General features: G+C 66.2%; 16 protein-coding genes. 11 read left to right on the plus strand and 5 right to left on the minus strand.

Annotated features, from left to right (window positions below; all coding sequences use genetic code 11):
- Nucleotides 1-19 precede the first annotated feature (19 nt).
- Together AC5WS7_RS27950 and AC5WS7_RS27955 are read right to left on the minus strand one after the other, a co-directional pair.
- Entirely contained in the window at nt 20-874 is an 855-nt protein-coding gene (locus AC5WS7_RS27950; protein WP_495957572.1) for an HpcH/HpaI aldolase family protein, read from the minus strand.
- The gene (locus tag AC5WS7_RS27955) at nt 871-1431 is read right to left on the minus strand and encodes an SRPBCC family protein (RefSeq protein ID WP_495957573.1); all 561 of its coding nucleotides are present in this window, start codon (nt 1429-1431) and stop codon (nt 871-873) included. Before AC5WS7_RS27955 ends, AC5WS7_RS27950 begins: the two co-directional genes overlap by 4 nt.
- A gap of 370 nt (nt 1432-1801) precedes the next feature.
- Here AC5WS7_RS27955 and AC5WS7_RS27960 point away from each other — a divergent pair, with 370 nt between their 5' ends.
- The 6 genes from AC5WS7_RS27960 (at nt 1802) to AC5WS7_RS27985 (ending at nt 7223) form a co-directional block, all read left to right on the plus strand.
- A complete protein-coding gene (locus tag AC5WS7_RS27960; protein ID WP_495957574.1) occupies nt 1802-2689 on the plus strand; it encodes an ABC transporter substrate-binding protein in 888 nt (295 codons plus the stop codon).
- Nucleotides 2686-3507 (plus strand): ABC transporter ATP-binding protein, encoded by an 822-nt coding sequence (locus AC5WS7_RS27965; protein ID WP_495957575.1) that lies wholly within the window; start codon nt 2686-2688, stop codon nt 3505-3507. The genes AC5WS7_RS27960 and AC5WS7_RS27965 overlap by 4 nt, the downstream gene beginning before the upstream one ends.
- Entirely contained in the window at nt 3504-4364 is an 861-nt protein-coding gene (locus AC5WS7_RS27970; RefSeq protein WP_495957576.1) for an ABC transporter permease, read from the plus strand. The genes AC5WS7_RS27965 and AC5WS7_RS27970 overlap by 4 nt, the downstream gene beginning before the upstream one ends.
- Nucleotides 4365-4381: 17 nt before the next feature.
- The gene (locus AC5WS7_RS27975) at nt 4382-5239 is read left to right on the plus strand and encodes an amidohydrolase family protein (RefSeq protein WP_495957577.1); all 858 of its coding nucleotides are present in this window, start codon (nt 4382-4384) and stop codon (nt 5237-5239) included.
- Nucleotides 5240-5275: 36 nt separating this feature from the next.
- The gene (locus AC5WS7_RS27980) at nt 5276-6301 is read left to right on the plus strand and encodes an ABC transporter substrate-binding protein (protein ID WP_495957578.1); all 1026 of its coding nucleotides are present in this window, start codon (nt 5276-5278) and stop codon (nt 6299-6301) included.
- A gap of 217 nt (nt 6302-6518) precedes the next feature.
- Nucleotides 6519-7223 carry a GntR family transcriptional regulator gene (locus AC5WS7_RS27985; protein WP_495957579.1) on the plus strand — a complete coding sequence of 235 codons (705 nt, stop codon included), beginning with the start codon at nt 6519-6521 and terminating at the stop codon, nt 7221-7223.
- Nucleotides 7224-7230: 7 nt separating this feature from the next.
- On the opposite strand, the gene nicT is transcribed toward AC5WS7_RS27985, so the two are convergent.
- Nucleotides 7231-8358, minus strand: coding sequence for a Nickel transporter NicT (nicT, locus tag AC5WS7_RS27990; protein ID WP_495957580.1), 1128 nt, complete (start codon nt 8356-8358; stop codon nt 7231-7233).
- Nucleotides 8359-8515: 157 nt separating this feature from the next.
- Nucleotides 8516-9217, minus strand: a complete 702-nt coding sequence (locus AC5WS7_RS27995) for a DUF8020 domain-containing protein (protein ID WP_495957761.1) — start codon at nt 9215-9217, stop codon at nt 8516-8518.
- A 461-nt stretch (nt 9218-9678) separates the two neighbouring features.
- On the opposite strand from AC5WS7_RS27995, the gene AC5WS7_RS28000 reads away from it, so the two are divergent.
- The 5 genes from AC5WS7_RS28000 to AC5WS7_RS28020 are packed head-to-tail and all read left to right on the plus strand — an operon-like array spanning nt 9679 to nt 14568.
- The gene (locus AC5WS7_RS28000) at nt 9679-10482 is read left to right on the plus strand and encodes an ABC transporter ATP-binding protein (protein WP_495957581.1); all 804 of its coding nucleotides are present in this window, start codon (nt 9679-9681) and stop codon (nt 10480-10482) included.
- 50 nt (nt 10483-10532) lie between these two features.
- The gene (locus AC5WS7_RS28005) at nt 10533-11726 is read left to right on the plus strand and encodes a DUF3500 domain-containing protein (RefSeq protein WP_495957582.1); all 1194 of its coding nucleotides are present in this window, start codon (nt 10533-10535) and stop codon (nt 11724-11726) included.
- Between the two features lie 36 nt (nt 11727-11762).
- A complete protein-coding gene (locus tag AC5WS7_RS28010; RefSeq protein WP_495957583.1) occupies nt 11763-12641 on the plus strand; it encodes a hypothetical protein in 879 nt (292 codons plus the stop codon).
- Nucleotides 12642-12646: 5 nt separating this feature from the next.
- Nucleotides 12647-13669, plus strand: a complete 1023-nt coding sequence (locus AC5WS7_RS28015; RefSeq protein ID WP_495957584.1) for an ABC transporter substrate-binding protein — start codon at nt 12647-12649, stop codon at nt 13667-13669.
- A 29-nt stretch (nt 13670-13698) separates the two neighbouring features.
- Nucleotides 13699-14568: an ABC transporter permease gene (locus AC5WS7_RS28020; RefSeq protein ID WP_495957585.1), complete on the plus strand. Its 870-nt coding sequence runs from the start codon at nt 13699-13701 to the stop codon at nt 14566-14568.
- A gap of 10 nt (nt 14569-14578) precedes the next feature.
- Here the strand turns inward: AC5WS7_RS28020 and AC5WS7_RS28025 are convergent, their stop codons facing one another.
- A complete protein-coding gene (locus AC5WS7_RS28025) occupies nt 14579-15211 on the minus strand; it encodes a DUF2461 domain-containing protein (protein WP_495957586.1) in 633 nt (210 codons plus the stop codon).
- Between the last annotated feature and the right edge of the window lie 6 nt (nt 15212-15217).

Below are 15217 nucleotides of genomic sequence, written 5' to 3' on the forward strand. Positions count from 1 at the left end.
AATTCTCCAAATGTGCTGATCAGGAGCGGCCGGTGAGTTTGCGTCCGAGGTCGAGGCCGGGGTAGCTGCGCACCGGTGCGGACATCAGGAAGCGGTAGCCCTCGTCGAGAACCTGTTCCACGTTGGCCGCGGTGACGTGCGGGTGCCCGACCACGACGCCGTGCTCGTGGCAGATCCGCACGATCCGGCGGCGGGCCTCGACCATCAGCGGATGGTCGAGCTGACGCGGCACGCCCAGTTCCTGGCTCAGGTCGCCCTCGCCGATGAGGATGAGACCGATTCCGGGCACCTGCTCGAGGATCGCCGGCAGATTCTCGATGCCGAGCTGGTCCTCGATCTGGATCACGACGAGGATCTCGCCGTCCGGATCCAGTGGCCACACATCGGCTTTCGTGTAGTACTCGGTGTTGGAGACGCCCCAGTAGCGCGCGGCGGCCGCGGGCGCGTCGCCGCGCAGACCGGCCGGTTCGAAACGTTCCCGGCCCGGCAGTCGCGGATACCGGCACGCGGCGACGGCGTTGCGCGCCTCCTCCACGCGGGAGATGTGCGGCCAGACGATGCCGTAGGCGCCGAGGTCCAGGGCCTGTTTCGCATGCCACTGACCGAATTCGGCGCCGTTGACCGGAACCCGGACCAGCGGGGTGGGGGAGGGTGCGAGCGTCCCGGCCTCGAAGATCCGCCGCCGGTTCAGCAGATATTGCAGGCTGTCCCGCAAAGTCGTTGCGTCCCAAGGCTTGTGCTCGGCCTCGAAGACGAGGCCGTCGTAATCGCTGGTGGCGAAGTCGAGTGCGACGGCGGGCTCGGGCGCGGCGAACGCCGCGAAGGCGTGCCCGCCCGCTTCGAGTGCGCCGATCACGCTGTTCAGCCTCGTCATCGCAGGGCCTCCTGCCGAGGCTGCGGCTTGTGCGTGCGGCCGCGCAACCAGTCGCGCAGGCGAAGCCACCAGGATCGCCGTACCGGGACCACGCTGACCTGCTCATCGCCCGCGCAGCGGCGGACGAGTTCGTCGGCGAAGTCCTTGGTCATGCGCGAGATGACCGCTCCGGCACCGGCTTCGATCAGCGGAACGAGCTTGCCGGTGAGGGTGATCTCGCCCCGGACGCTCACGCGCGACGTCCCGGCCGCCGGGCCCTGGGAGACGCCGAAGGTGGCATCGGCCTTGTACCGGGTCGCGCCCTGTCCGTCGTTGCCCCGGGCGGTCAGATGTCCCTCCTGGCTCTCGGTGTCGAGATCCAGGGCGATGCGGGCGCCGAATTTCACCCGCACCGCGCCGAACTTGACCACCAGCGCGCCGTCGAACGAGCCGTCGTCATGGGATTGCCCGAGTTCCGCGCCGCGGATGCAGCCCACGACCTGCGAGGGGTCCGAGACCACCTCCCAGACCCGGTCGGGTGGGCAGGGGACGTCGATGTCTTCTGTGATCGTGATCAAGGCAAGGGACCTCGCTTGGCTCGGTGGCGTCGGACGGGCAGTGCTCGGCTGGACGGACGCCGGAGTCGGTTCTGTGGCTGAGGGAAAAGCTGTCCCAATCGCCTGGATTGAACCGCCTGGATTGTTTAACAACTTTCCATGGCACGTTAGCAGTGGCTCGTTAGATTGGGCAAGATACTTGCCGTGATGCCACAACGATGTTAGCTTGATCTCACATCTTGTTAGACAATCTGCGTTGAGAGCGATGGTTCGACCTCGCCCGCCCTCGAATTCGCATCGAAAACGTCACGCCGCGAGCGGCCACCCCGTTCGGCGCGATCGCGGACGACGGCCGGGCCACGCGCGAAATGCATTGGGAGGCTGGTGGACAGTGAAGACCTACACAGCGGCGGTTCGCGACTACCCGTACACGACGCCGGTGAAGTCCGGCGAGCGTGCACCGCGCGATTGCCGGGTCGAATTCGCGGAGATCGAACCGATCCACCGGGCGTTCGCCCCGATGGTGCGAGAGCTGAAGTTCGACTTCTCCGAACTGGCGCTGGCCACCTATCTCCAGGCCCGCGAGGCCGGTAAGGAACTCAGCCTGCTGCCGTTGTCCCTGCACGGCAACTTCCATCACCGGTCGATCTGCCGGCTGGTCGGCGGTCCGGTCGAGAATCCGAAAGATCTGGCGGGCAAGCGCGTCGGGGTCCGGGCCTATACCCAGACCACCGGGATGTGGGTGCGCGGAGCACTCGCCGAGGACTACGGGGTCGACCCCGACGACATCACCTGGGTCACCACCGAGGGACCGCACGTCGCCGAATACGTCGAGCCGGGGAATGTCGAACGAACCTCCGGATCGCTGATCGACCTCGCCCGTTCCGGTGATATCGCCGCGGTCGTGATGGGCCCGAAGGCGGTGCCCGCCGGCGCCCCGCTCGAACCGCTGATCGAGAACTATCGCGAGGTCGAGAACGCCTGGTACGAGCGGCACGCGACGGTGCCGATCAATCATCTGCTGACCGTGCGCACCGACGTGCTGCGCGCGGACCCCGAAGCGGTGCGCGGCGTCTACGAGGCCTTCGCCGCGCAGATCGACGCGTGGACCGCGAAGGCCGAGCCGGGCCCGCGCGGATTCGGCCACGGCCGCACCGAGAGCATCCGCGAATCGCTGCGACTGGCCATCGACTATGCGGCACAACAACATCTGATCGACCGCAAGCCGAGCGTGGACGAACTGTTCGCGGACTACGACCGTTACCTGGGCGAGCGATGACGGCCGCGACGGCGCCGCGGACGGCGGTGCAACCGGCCAAGCTGGCGGTCGAGGGCGTATCGCGCAGTTTCCGCTCGATGGCCGACCGCAAGCGCGCGAAATTCGTCCAGGTCCTGAAGAACATCTCGTTCGAGATGAACGAGGGGGAGATCGTCTCGGTCGTCGGCCTGAGCGGATGCGGTAAGACCACCTTGCTGCGCATCATCGGCGGACTGCTCGAACCCGACTCCGGAGCGGTCCGGGTCGACGGCCGGGACGTCAGCGGACCCGGCCACGACCGGGCCATCGTCTTCCAGCAGGCCTCGCTGCTGCCGTGGCGCACCACGCTGCGGAACGTGCAGTTCGGTCTGGAGCTCAAGAAGACCGCGAAGGAGGTGAGCCTGGCGCGATCGCGCGAGGCCCTCGAACTCGTCGGCCTGAAGGATTACGAGCGGTACTACCCCAAGCAGCTCTCGGGCGGTATGCAGCAGCGCGTGGGACTCGCCCGGGCGCTGGCGGTGGATCCGCAGATCCTGCTGATGGACGAGCCGTTCTCGGCTCTGGACGCCCAGACCCGCGAGGGATTGCAGGCCGAACTCCTGCAACTGCAGGCCACCACCCGCAAGACGATCATGTTCGTCACGCACGACCTGGACGAGGCGGTCTACCTCAGCAACCGGATCCTGGTGCTGCTACCGCATCCGGGACGCGTGCACAAGATCATCGACGTGCAACTGCCCGGCCCGCGCGGCTCGGTCGACGAGGTGAAGTCCGATCCGGCGTTCCTGGCCGCGCGCGACACCGTAGCCCACGAAATCCGAGCGGGAGGCGACCGATGACGACGATTCAGAACTTGGTTCGCGGATCCGCGGAGGCACCGGGCTCCGATCGGCCGGACCAGCCGACCGCGGAGGAGCGCGAGTGGGCCCAGCAGCAGCGCCGGGCCCGCCTGCGCCGCCTGGGCCTGGTGTGGGCGCTGCGGCTGGCCGTGGCCGCGGTACTGCTCGTCAGCTGGCAGATCGTCGGGCAGAGCAACCCGTTGTTCACCTCCTACCCGACGGCCGTCGCCGCGGCGGCCTGGGAGCAGATCACCTCCGGCACGCTGTTCACCGCCATCGGGCAGAGTTTCCAGATCCTGGCCATGGGGCTGGTGCTGGGGGTAGTCGTCGGTGTCGTGGGCGGTCTGCTGATCGGACGGTACGCGCTGGTCGCGTCCTCGGTGGAGTGGATCATGAGCGCGCTCAACGCGACACCGCTGCTGGCGATCATCCCGCTGGTGATCGTGTGGTTCGGCCTCGGGGTCGAATCCAAGGTGATCACGGTGTTCATGCTGACCGTGTTCTCCATGCTGTTCAACACCGCCGCGGGCGTGCACGAGGTGGATCAGCACGTGCTCGACGTCAGCCGGGCGTACATGGCCTCGGAGGGCCAGGTATTCCGCAAGATCATCCTGCCGAGTGCGGTGCCGTTCATCATGACCGGCCTGCGCATCTCGATCGGCCGTGCGCTGATCGGTACGGTCGCCGCCGAATTCTTCACCGGCATCTCCGGACTCGGCGGGCGGATCCAGACCTACGGCGCGGCCTATCAGACCGATTCCATGCTGGTCCCGGTGCTGACCCTGATGCTGATCGGTGTCGCGCTGACCGGTGTGGCTCGCTGGCTGGAGAAGATCGCCGCGCCGTGGCGCGACTGAACGAGGTAAGGACGACGATGACACTCTTCGATCTGCACACGCACATCATTTCGCCGGACACCGAGCGTTATCCGGCCCGCCCGCTCGGCGGCAACCGATCCACCTGGTCCTCGCAGCGGCCCGCTTCGCTCGACCAGTTGTTGCGGTCGCTGGACGAGGCGGGGATCGAGCGGGCGGCCGTGGTGCAGGCGGCGACGATGTACGGATTCGACAACAGCTACGTCGCCGATTCCCTTGGCGCGCACCATGATCGGCTGATCGGCGTCTGCTCGATCGACCTGGTCGCCGACGATGCCCTGGAGCGGATCGACCAGTGGATCGGCGATCGTGGATTCGCCGGGGTGCGCGTGCGGGCGGCGGATGGCACGACGGCGGTCGCCAATGCGGCGAGCCTGGACGATCCTCGGCTGGAGCCGGCCTGGGCGCGTCTGGCGGCGGACCGGATTCCGGTCTGCATCCAGATGCACTCCGAGCACGCGCCGGTTCTGGCGTCGGTCCTGCGCCGCCATCCCGGGCTGGTCGTCGCGCTCGATCACGGCGCTCGGCCGAATCTGGCCGGTGGCCCGCCGTATTCGGGGCTCGGCGAGTTGTTCGAGCTCACCGCGTTCGCGAACGTCTTCCTGAAGATCACCCCGATCACGATCCGCCGGGCTGCGGCCGAACCGGACGGTGACCCGGCCAAGTTGATCGCCCGGCTGGTCGAGGGATTCGGCTCCGATCGAATCGCCTGGGGTTCCAACTTCCCCGCGTCCGAGGGGGCGCTCCCGGAATTGCGCGCCTTCGTCGAGAACGCTCTCGCCGAACTCGCCCCCGAACAGCGCGCCGACATTCTCGGCGGCACGGCGACCCGGATCTATCCCGGACTCGCCGGCTAGCTGCCGCCCCCTTCTCACCTGGACTCGGAGACAGTAATGAATCATGCAACGACGCATGTCCAGCGTTCGGCCGGACGTCTGTCGCGGCGCGGCTTTCTCGGTCTGGCCGCCGGGCTGGGCGCGGCGGGGCTCCTGGCGGGGTGCGGCAGTGATCCCAACACCATCGCGATCATCAACACCTCCGCCACCGCGGCCGTCGCGCTGAACCAATTGCTCAGCGACGGAAAGTATTTCGACAAGCTCGGGGTCAAGACGAAGATCTCCAACGTCAGCTCCGGCAACCAGGTTCTCGCCGCGGTCGCGTCGGGATCCTCGGACCTGACCATGACCAGCGGGCTGATCGGCATCCTGCCCGGGATCGAGAAGGGAATGCGCCTGAAGGTCGTCGGCGGCACGCAGGTCGTGTCCACCAGCGCCCTGTTCAGCGCCGATCCGAAGATCACCTCCGCCCGCGATCTCGGCGGCAAGACGCTGGGCGTGGGCGCGGTCGGGTCGGAGCTGTACGCCGTATTCGCCGCGCTGCTGGCCAAGTACGGGATCCCCAAGGACAGTGCCACCTTCCGCAATGTCGGCAGCAGCGCGGATTCGCTGAAGGCGGCCCTGGCCGGGCAGGTCGACTGCGGATACGGGCAGGTCGGCAACAAGGCGCTCGCGGAGAAGAAGAACACCCGGATGATCGCCACGGTGAACGAGGAACTTCCGCTGTGGATGAACAACGCGGCGGTGGCTTCGACGCAGGCGATCTCCAGGAAACGCGCTGCACTGGTGAAGGTGCTGGCCGCGTACGCGCAGTTGTTCGGTTACCTGGGGACTCCCGAATCCAAGGACCCGTATGTGCGGGCGTACGTGGGCGCCGGGGGCTCGGCGGCCGAGGGTGAACTGGAATGGCAGTTCATCAACCAGAACGCGTGCTATTCGCCGACACTCGAATTCCCCGAGAAGAAGGCGGAATTCATCCAGCAACAGAACATCGCCAGCGGCACTCAGAAGAAGTTGCTCGAGTACGGCAGCTACACCGACCTGTCACTGCGCACCGAGGCGCTGGCCCTGGCGAAGAAATAAGCGCACGCAGGCGGTCGGGCGCCCGGGACACCGGGCGCCCGACCGCCTGTTGCGTTCGCGAACGACCGTCACATTGTGCAACAATACTGAACACAAGTATCCAGCCGTTCTGATGCGGGCTGGATGATGATCAAGCAATCATAGAGCAACGCTCCAGTGTTGTTGAACAACACGGCATTGTGTGCGCTGTTCTCGGGTCGCGGGGAGGTAGTGCGCCATGGTGGTGTCTCTGGGTAACGAGGTCGGCGCGGATTCGGTCGCCAACCGGACCGCGCAGGCGTATCAGGATCTGCGCACGCTGATCCTGTCCGGTCACTACGCCCCGGACTCCCGCCTCACCGAATCCGAACTCACCACGCAGCTGGGGGTTTCGCGCGGTACGGTCCGGTCGGTGATCGCGCGGCTCGCGCAGGAGGGGTACGTCAGCACCGAGGTGAATCGCGGCGCCCGGACCCGCTCGTTCACGGTGGACGAGGCCGTCGAGATCCTGGAGACGCGCGCGGTGCTCGAAGCCGCGCTCGCGGCCAAGGCCGCCGAACGCGCGACCGACGCGGACATCGCCGCGATGACCGAAACCTGCCGGCGCATGTGGGATCACCAGAAGCCCGGCGGGCGTGACGAATACGTGCGGCTCAATCACCGGTTCCACGAACAGATCCGGCAGGCGGCGCGGCAGTCCACCCTCACCAGATTCGTGGACAGCCTGCTGTATCCGCTCGTCCTGCGCCAGTACAGCAATGCGGACCGCACGAATCCGCGGCTCGATTCGGTCAAGGAGCACGAGGCGATCCTCGCCTCGATCGTCACGCACAATCCGGAGGCGGCCGCGGCGGCCATGCGGCATCATCTGTCGGCGGTCCGGCGGGCGCTGCAGCTGAATTTCACGATGCCGGACGATTCCCCGCACGCCGACAGCTGCTAGCTCGGCGTCAGTCCGGCGATGCGGCGTAATCCGTTGCGGCGGACCACTTCCGCTCGATTCCGGCGAAGCGCCAGATCAGCACGGCGGCCACCCAGGTCAGGACGAACAGGCCGGCGATGGCGTAGCCCAGCAGGTTCAGGTCCAGGCCGCCGATCCAGCCCCAGAAGCCGCCGGTCCAGCCGAACTGCCGGGCGAGCAGGCCGAGCAGTTCGACACTGCCGATGAGCAGCGCGACCACGACCGACAGACCGGTGACGGTGAGGTTGTAGTAGACCTTGCGGACCGGTTCGGCGAAGGCCCAGCCGTAGGCGAAGTTCATGAACGAGCCGTCGATGGTGTCGAACAGCGTCATCCCGGCGGCGAAGAGTATCGGTAGACAGAGGATCGCGTACCACGGCAGGCCTGCCGCGGCGCTGGTGCCCGCGAGTACGAGCAACGCGACCTCGGTGGCGGTGTCGAAGCCCAGCCCGAACAGCACTCCGACCGGATACATCTGCCAGGGCTTGCCGATCGACTTCGTCAACCTGCCCAGCACCCGGTTCATGAATCCCCGTTCGGCCAAAAGGTTTTCGAGTCGCTGTTCGTCGTAGCTCCCGGCGCGCATATCCCGGAAGACCCGCAGGATGCCGATCAGGGCGATGATGTTGACTCCGGCGATCAGGTACAGGAACGTCCCGGACACGCCGGCGCCGATCAGCCCGGTGTAGTGATGCAGTGCCGAGGAGTCGTTCTCCAGGGGACCGGCGAGGGAGCGCACGCCGAGCGAGAGCAGCAATGCCAGCGTGAACACGATCGTCGAATGGCCCAGGGCGAAATAGAATCCGACCGACAGGGGGCGTTGCCGGTCGTTCATCAGTTTGCGGGTCGTGTTGTCGATGGCGGAGATGTGGTCCGCGTCGAAGGCGTGCCGCATTCCCAGGGTGTACGCGGTGACACCGATGCCCATGCCGAATGTCTTGGTGCCCATGCCGAAATGCCGGGGAGCGACCAGGGTGGTCAGCGTCAGCCATCCCGCCAGGTGCAGTGCGAGGATCACGGCGGCCATCGTGGCGACCGAAGCCCACTCCCGCCCGTGCAACGCTGTGGTCACCCCGCGGCGCAGGCCTGCGGTTCGATCAATGGTGTTGTGCGCCAAGGGTTCTCCTCGATCGTCGGGTCGGGGGATCCACCCGCGGACGGGCGGTTGCGGGTGTCGCGATGCGTCGGGCGCCGGCAACGGCGAGACCCGCCCGGTGTGGAACCGGGCGGGCCGTCGCCGGTGGGTCAGCGAAATATGCTCCGCGGCAACCGATCTACTTCGACGGGTGGAACGGTTCGTTGATCGTGGTGAAGTACTGCGCCACGGCCGCGATCACGGTCGGGGCGGTCACCAGCAGCTGGCCCGCGAGGGTGCCCAGCGCGCCGACGGCGATGATGCCGCCCATGCATCCGATCACGGCGGCCGGAATGAACGCGCCGAACAGACCCACGATGGTCGCCGAGGCGACGGTCGCGCCCGCGATGCCGCCGAGCACGCAACCGACCGCGCCACCGCTGAGCCCGCCGACCAGGGTGCCGATGGTGGCGCCGGTGGTGATGGTGTCCTTCATCCGGTTCCAGGCCGCCTGCTCGCGGTCGTACGGGGTCTTCCACGGTGCGCTGTCCTGGTATGGCAACGCGACCGGCTTGTAGACCGCGTGCGCCATGTCGAGCTGCGGGGTGAGCGTCGCGGTGTGGTCGGCGATGTTCGCCGCGATCGGGAACTCGAAGTCATCGACCCGGAACTTCAGCGGCGTTCCGGCCAGCACCTTTCCGTTCGCCGCCTTGATCTCGAAGACGCCGTTCTCGACGTCCATCGAACCGGCGTCGGTTCTGATGATGCTGGAGGTGTTCGTGGTGCTGGTCCGGAAGTCGACCGCGCCGTCGCCCGGGGTGGCCGGGGCCGCGTTCGCGGTACCGGCGGGGATGCTCAGTGCGGCGGCGAGCAGCACCGATGCTGCGGCTATTTTCCTCATCATTGTCACTTTCTTCTCGGTTACCTGCGATACGCGAGATCAGCTTCGAGGGCGGTGATCGGACGATCCGGTCGCCGGTCGAGACGGTCGGCTCGGTGATCGAGCCCGCCGGAGGTGGATGGGGTGGCATCGAGTTGCGCCGCCGCCGCTGACCCGGCATCCGCACGTCGCGGGCGCGGGTGCCGGTATGTCGCAGGTCACATGCAGATTGTCATACAACACTTTGTTGCGCAAGGGGCTGTGTTGCGAAATCCGCAGATGTCATCAGCTATGACCTTGCGATGCTTGTGGTGCAGATCTCGCCGTGCTAGTTTCTAGTCACAAATTGTTAGACAATCTATGAGTGACCGTGTGGGACGTCATCGCGGGCAGTGCCCGAAACGTCCTGCCGGACAGTGCACTCGACGCCAGATACGAGGCTGCGGGATCCCAGTACCCGCGTGCACGTCAAGGAGACAACGATGTCGACCAGTCAGCGCGATCCGGTTGCGGAAGTGCTCCGCTTCGAGGACGTCACACTGGAATTCCCGGGAAGTCATCGACCCGCCATTCGTGATGTGTCGTTCCAGGTCGCCCGGCGGAAGTTCATCGCCGTGATCGGGCCGAGCGGATGCGGCAAGAGCACCGTGCTGGACCTCGCCTCGGGGCTGCTCAGGCCCTCGCAGGGACGGGTCTACTTCGACGGCGAACCCGTCACCACCGTCAATTCCACGGCCGCGTACGTGACCCAGCGGGCCAATCTGCTGCCCTGGCTCAGCGTGCGGGCCAATATCGGGCTGGCGCTGAAATTCCGCAACGTCCCGAAGGACGAACGCGAGGACCGGATCGCCCGCTGGGTGGAACTCGTCGGGCTCACCGGATTCGAGAATCACTACCCGCGGGAGTTGTCCGGCGGAATGCAGAAGCGCGTCTCGATCGCGCGGGCGTTGATCTACGACCCGTCGATCGTGCTGATGGACGAGCCGTTCGGGCCGCTGGACGCGATCACCCGGCTCAAACTCCAGCAGGATCTGCTCGATCTGTGGGAGGAGCAGAACGGCACACTCGTGTTCGTCACCCACGACCTCAACGAGGCGATCTACCTCGCCGACGAGGTCATCGTGATGTCCCGGGGGCCGGGGACGGTTCGCCGGGTCCTGCCGATTCCGTTCGAACGTCCCCGGCACATCGGCTCGCTGATCGAGACGAGTGAATTCGCCGAGCTCTACAACGATCTGTGGAGCCTGTTCAAGGCGGAACTGGACACCGCCGACGCCTCCGTATGAGTAAGCCAGGTCCGGCAGCGCCGAGCGCGGACCGCGAAGGAGAAGTATCAATGGGACTGCGTAAGCGGGGCTCCGCGCCCACCCGGCGGCCGCAGGTGTGGACTCCGGAGCTGCTGGCGAAGGTCGAGTGGCGCAAGCGCGCGGCCGCCGAGCCATTCCGCGGCCTGAGCACCTCGGACGGCGTTGTGCCCGGTTTGTTCCCGGTGCGCGGCACGGGCGTCGACGTCAGCGGGATGCGGCGTGCCGCCGAGAACTATCTCGCCGCACTCACCCCCGCGCAGCTGGCCGAGGGCCGCTTCGCGATGGGCGATGTGTCCTGGCGGCACTGGAACAACGGCGCACGCTATTTCCTGCGCCACGGGCTGTGTCTCGAGGATCTCGACGAGACCACCCGCGACCTGGTGTTGGAGATCCTGCGCCGCAGCCTCAGCGCGGCCGGGTATTCGCAGGTCATCGATCTGATGCACCTCAACCTCACGATCGGCGAACTGCGCGACGAGGTCGATCTGCTGCACGAGTGGATGTACTGGTTCAGCGTCTACGGGGAACCGGAGACCGGCGGCCCCTGGGGCTGGCAGCTCGACGGCCACCACGTCAACGTCAACTGCGTATTCGTGGGCGACCAGATGGTGCTCACCCCGAGTTTCCTGGGCGCCGAACCGGTGCTCGCCGAATCCGGGAAGTACGCGGGCACAAGGGCTTTCGGACGCGAGGAGGCCGTGGGCCGGAACCTGTTCGCCAGCCTGAGCGATCCGCAGCGCAAGCTGGCGACGATCGCGGACGAGTTGCCTCCGGAATTGTTCGTCGGTGCCTTCCGGGACAATTTCGAGCTGAACTACGCGGGCATCCCGTTCGGCGAGCTGACCGCCGAGCAGCATGCGATCGCGCGAGACCTGTTGGGGCTGTACGTCAATCGCGCCAACGACGGGCACGCCGCGGTGCGCATGGACGAGGTCGTGGCGCACGAATCCGACACCCATTTCGCCTGGGCCGGCGATGCCGACGGGGTCTTCTACTACCGCATCCACAGTCCGGTGATACTCGTCGAATTCGAGCATATGGCCGGGGTGATGTTCAACAACGACGTGCCGAGCCGACGCCACATCCACACCATCGTCCGCACACCCAACGGCAACGACTACGGCGTCGACCTGTTGCGCCAGCACCACGAGCGACACCATCACGGGCCGGACGGCCATGAACCGCACAGTCATGGTTCGCACCGCCATGACCCGCACGAGTGAGAACCGAATTCGAATGCTTATCGACGTGGAGGAACGATGAAACTGGTAACTGGTCGTGACGATCTCGCGGCCGCGGCGGAGAAGGCGGCCGCCCGGGCCGGGAACCCGCTGGAAAGGCTCGATGTGAAACCGGTGCACAAGGCGTCGCGCGGTTTCCTGAACGGCGGCTCGCCGGAGATCTGTGAACTGGCGATCGTGACGTTGTTGCAGGCGGTGGCCTACCGCAAACCGGTGGTGCTGCTGCCGATCACCACCCTCACCCGGTTCCAGCACCAGACCCTCGTGACGTGCGCGGATCTGTCGGTCGAGGATGTCGAGGGCCGCAGTGTCGGCATCCGGTCCTGGAGTCAGACCACCGGCGTGTGGATGCGTGGATTCCTGTCCCAGCAGTACGGCGTGGACCTGCGCAAGGTGAACTGGATCGTGTACGAGGGCGGGCACGTCGACGAATACACCGATCCCGAATGGGTCAGCCGCGCGCCGGCGGGCGAGAAATTGCAGCGCGATTTCCTGGACGGCCGGCTCGATTTCGGCATCATGGGCAACGAACTGCCCTCCGACGATCGCATCCGCACGGCCGTTCCCGACGCGCTCGACGTCGCCGCGCGGTGGTCGGCGAGTAAGGGCTTCGCCCCGGTCAACCATGTCATGGGCGTCAGTGTCGCGGCGGCGCGGGCGAATTCCGAGACCATCTGCGCCGTCTACGACGCGATGCGCGACGTCGTGGCCGAAAGTGCGGAATCCGGTGCGGCGCAACGCGATTCGGCGGGCTTCGAAGCCCTGCGCGGCCCGATCACCGAAGCCGCCGCCTTCGCGCTCGAACAGCAGGTCCTGCCCCGGGCCGTCGATTTCGACGAGCTGGTGGCACAGTCGTGCGACGCTCTCGCAGTGCCGCCCGCGCGCCTCGGTGGCTGAGTGTGATGCGTGATTCGACAGTGGCGCGGCGCATCCGGCTCGGTGCGCTCGCGGTGATTGTGGTTCTCGGCGCGGCGCTGGTGACCGCGTGCGGTGACGATTCCGACGGGCGCACAACGATATCGGTCGGCGTCGGCGGAAGTATCTTCGACACGCAGCTGCATGTGGCCGATGCCAACGGCTACTTCCGCGCCGCCGGCCTGAACGTCCAGTTCGTGACGTTGACGGCCTCGATCGGCGCGGCGGCGCTGGAATCGGATTCGGTGCAGTTCTACAACGACAGCCCGACCGACTTCCTGACCGCAGTCGGCCGCAAGATCCCCGAGGTCGGGGTGTCGATGAATGCGGTGGGCAACCCGATCGGCCTGATCGTCAGCAAGAAGTTCGCCCAGGCGCACGGGTTGACCGAGCGGACTCCGCCCGCGACGGTGGCCAAGGCGCTGATCGGTTCGACCGGCGGGGCGAGTTCGGCCACGACCAAGGGGCAGGCCGGAATCTTCATGCGCGCCTATGGTGTTCAGCCGTCCAGCGCACGCTACGTGATGTTGCCGAGTCCGGCCGCGGACAAGGCCGCGCTGAACAACAACCAGATCGACTGGTTCGTCACCTCGGAGCCGATTCCGCTGGCGGTCCAGGCGGCCGGTGACGGTGTGGTCGTCGCGAGTCCGGAAACCGTTCCGGCGTGGTCGATTCCGAAGACCGGATACGGCCAGATCGTGGTGGCCCGGCAGAGCTACGTCCAGTCGCACACCGACATCGTGCGCAGGTTCGTCGGCGCCATCCAACAGGCCACGCAGTACATGCATGCGCACGAGAACGAGTCGCTGGGCGTGGCGAAGAAGGTATTGACCGGGGTCCCGGACGCGGTGTTGCTGCGCAGTCTGAGGCAGGTCGATTGGCCCGAGAGCAACACCATGAACGATTCCGGATGGAAAACCACCATGGCATTCCTCAATGCCGAGGGTGCGCTTCCCAAGGGAACGAAGATCACCCATTCCAACTGGACAAATGAATATCTGCCGCAATGACGTTCAGGGTGGACCCGGAAGGAACCGAAATGGTAACCGCGGAGAGTATCGAACCGAAGACGAGAAAAGCAGAAACCGTCGCACCGGCGCGCAAGCGGCCGAAGGGCGCGGGGTGGAGCAACGGCATGGTCGTGGCCATGCGCATCGTGGTGATCGCCGCATTCCTGGCGGTCTGGCAATTGGTGAGCGGGAGGCTGATTCCGGATTACGCGATCAGCCGGCCGACCGAGGTGGCGGTATCGCTGTGGAATCTGCTGATCTCCGCGAAGGGATGGATCGATATCTGGGCGACCACCGTCGAGGTGGTGGTGGGTTTCGGTCTCGGAATCGCACTCGGCACGGTGCTGGGTTTGGTGCTCGGCTCGTTCAAGACGGCCGGCCGGGTTTTCGAACCGCTGATGGCGGCGATCAACGGCATTCCCAAGATCGCTCTCGCCCCGCTGTTCATGCTGTTCTTCGGAATCGGCGCCTGGTCGAAGATCACGATCGCCGCCATGGGGGTGGCCTTCGTGATGTTCTACAACCTCTATCTGGGGTTGCGGCAGACCGATCATGAACTCGTACAGGGCATTCAGATGATGGGCGGGCGCAGACATCACGTCCTGTTCTACGTGACGATTCCGACGCTCGCCGCGCCGTTCTTCGCCGCGCTCAAAGCGGGTGGCCCGCTGGCCATTCTCGGCGTCATCGGCGGGGAGTTCATCGCCTCGTCCAAGGGCGTGGGCCACGAACTGTTCAATTCCGCGATGGCGCTGGACGCCGCCGGGGAGTTCGCCGGGCTGATCATTCTGGTCGTGATGACGCTGATCCTGAACGGGATGCTCAGCGAACTGGATTCCTACGCGCTGAAGCGTCTGGGCCTGGGTGTCCGGCGTTCCGCGCAACGCACCCGGGCGTGATTTCGCACGCTCAACCGACCACGGCCGCAAGCCATTCCACGATCGGGCGCATCGTCTCCCAGGAACCGCGGATATATTTTGCGGCCCGTGGCGTTTCCAGCCAGGAGGGCGCGCCGAACTCGCGGCTGACCACGAGAGATTTGTGTCGCAGCAGGTCGATTCGGGGATGGTCGGGCGGATAGCCCTTGGGCCGGGTTTTGAGGCGGTCGCCGCCCACGGTGTATCCGGCGGCGGTCAGCGCGGCGAGGATGCCCTCGAGTTCCGGTCCGCGAACCTCGTCGTCGATGGTGCTACGCAGGCGCGAAAGTTGTTCCGGGGATGCGGAATACAGGCCGCCCGCGACGAAAAGTCCGGGGGCGCCGATCTGTACGTACCAGCCCGCGCCCGGGGCGACGTGCGCGACCGCGCCCTGATGGTTCTTGTAGGGCGTCTTGTCCTTCGAGAAGCGCACGTCGCGGTAAGGGCGGAAGATCTTGGCCGGGCCGAAATCCTTTTCCAGTTCGGCTACCAGCGCCGTCATCGGCTCGCGGACCGCGGAATCGTAGATGTGCTTGTGCGCGGTCCAGAACGCCTTCGAATTATCGGCTTCCAGATCCTCGTAGAAGTCGAGTCCGGCCAGCGGGAACCCGATGAATCGGCTCATGGTGTC

It is taken from the genome of Nocardia sp. PLKS1-43 (assembly GCF_059510335.1).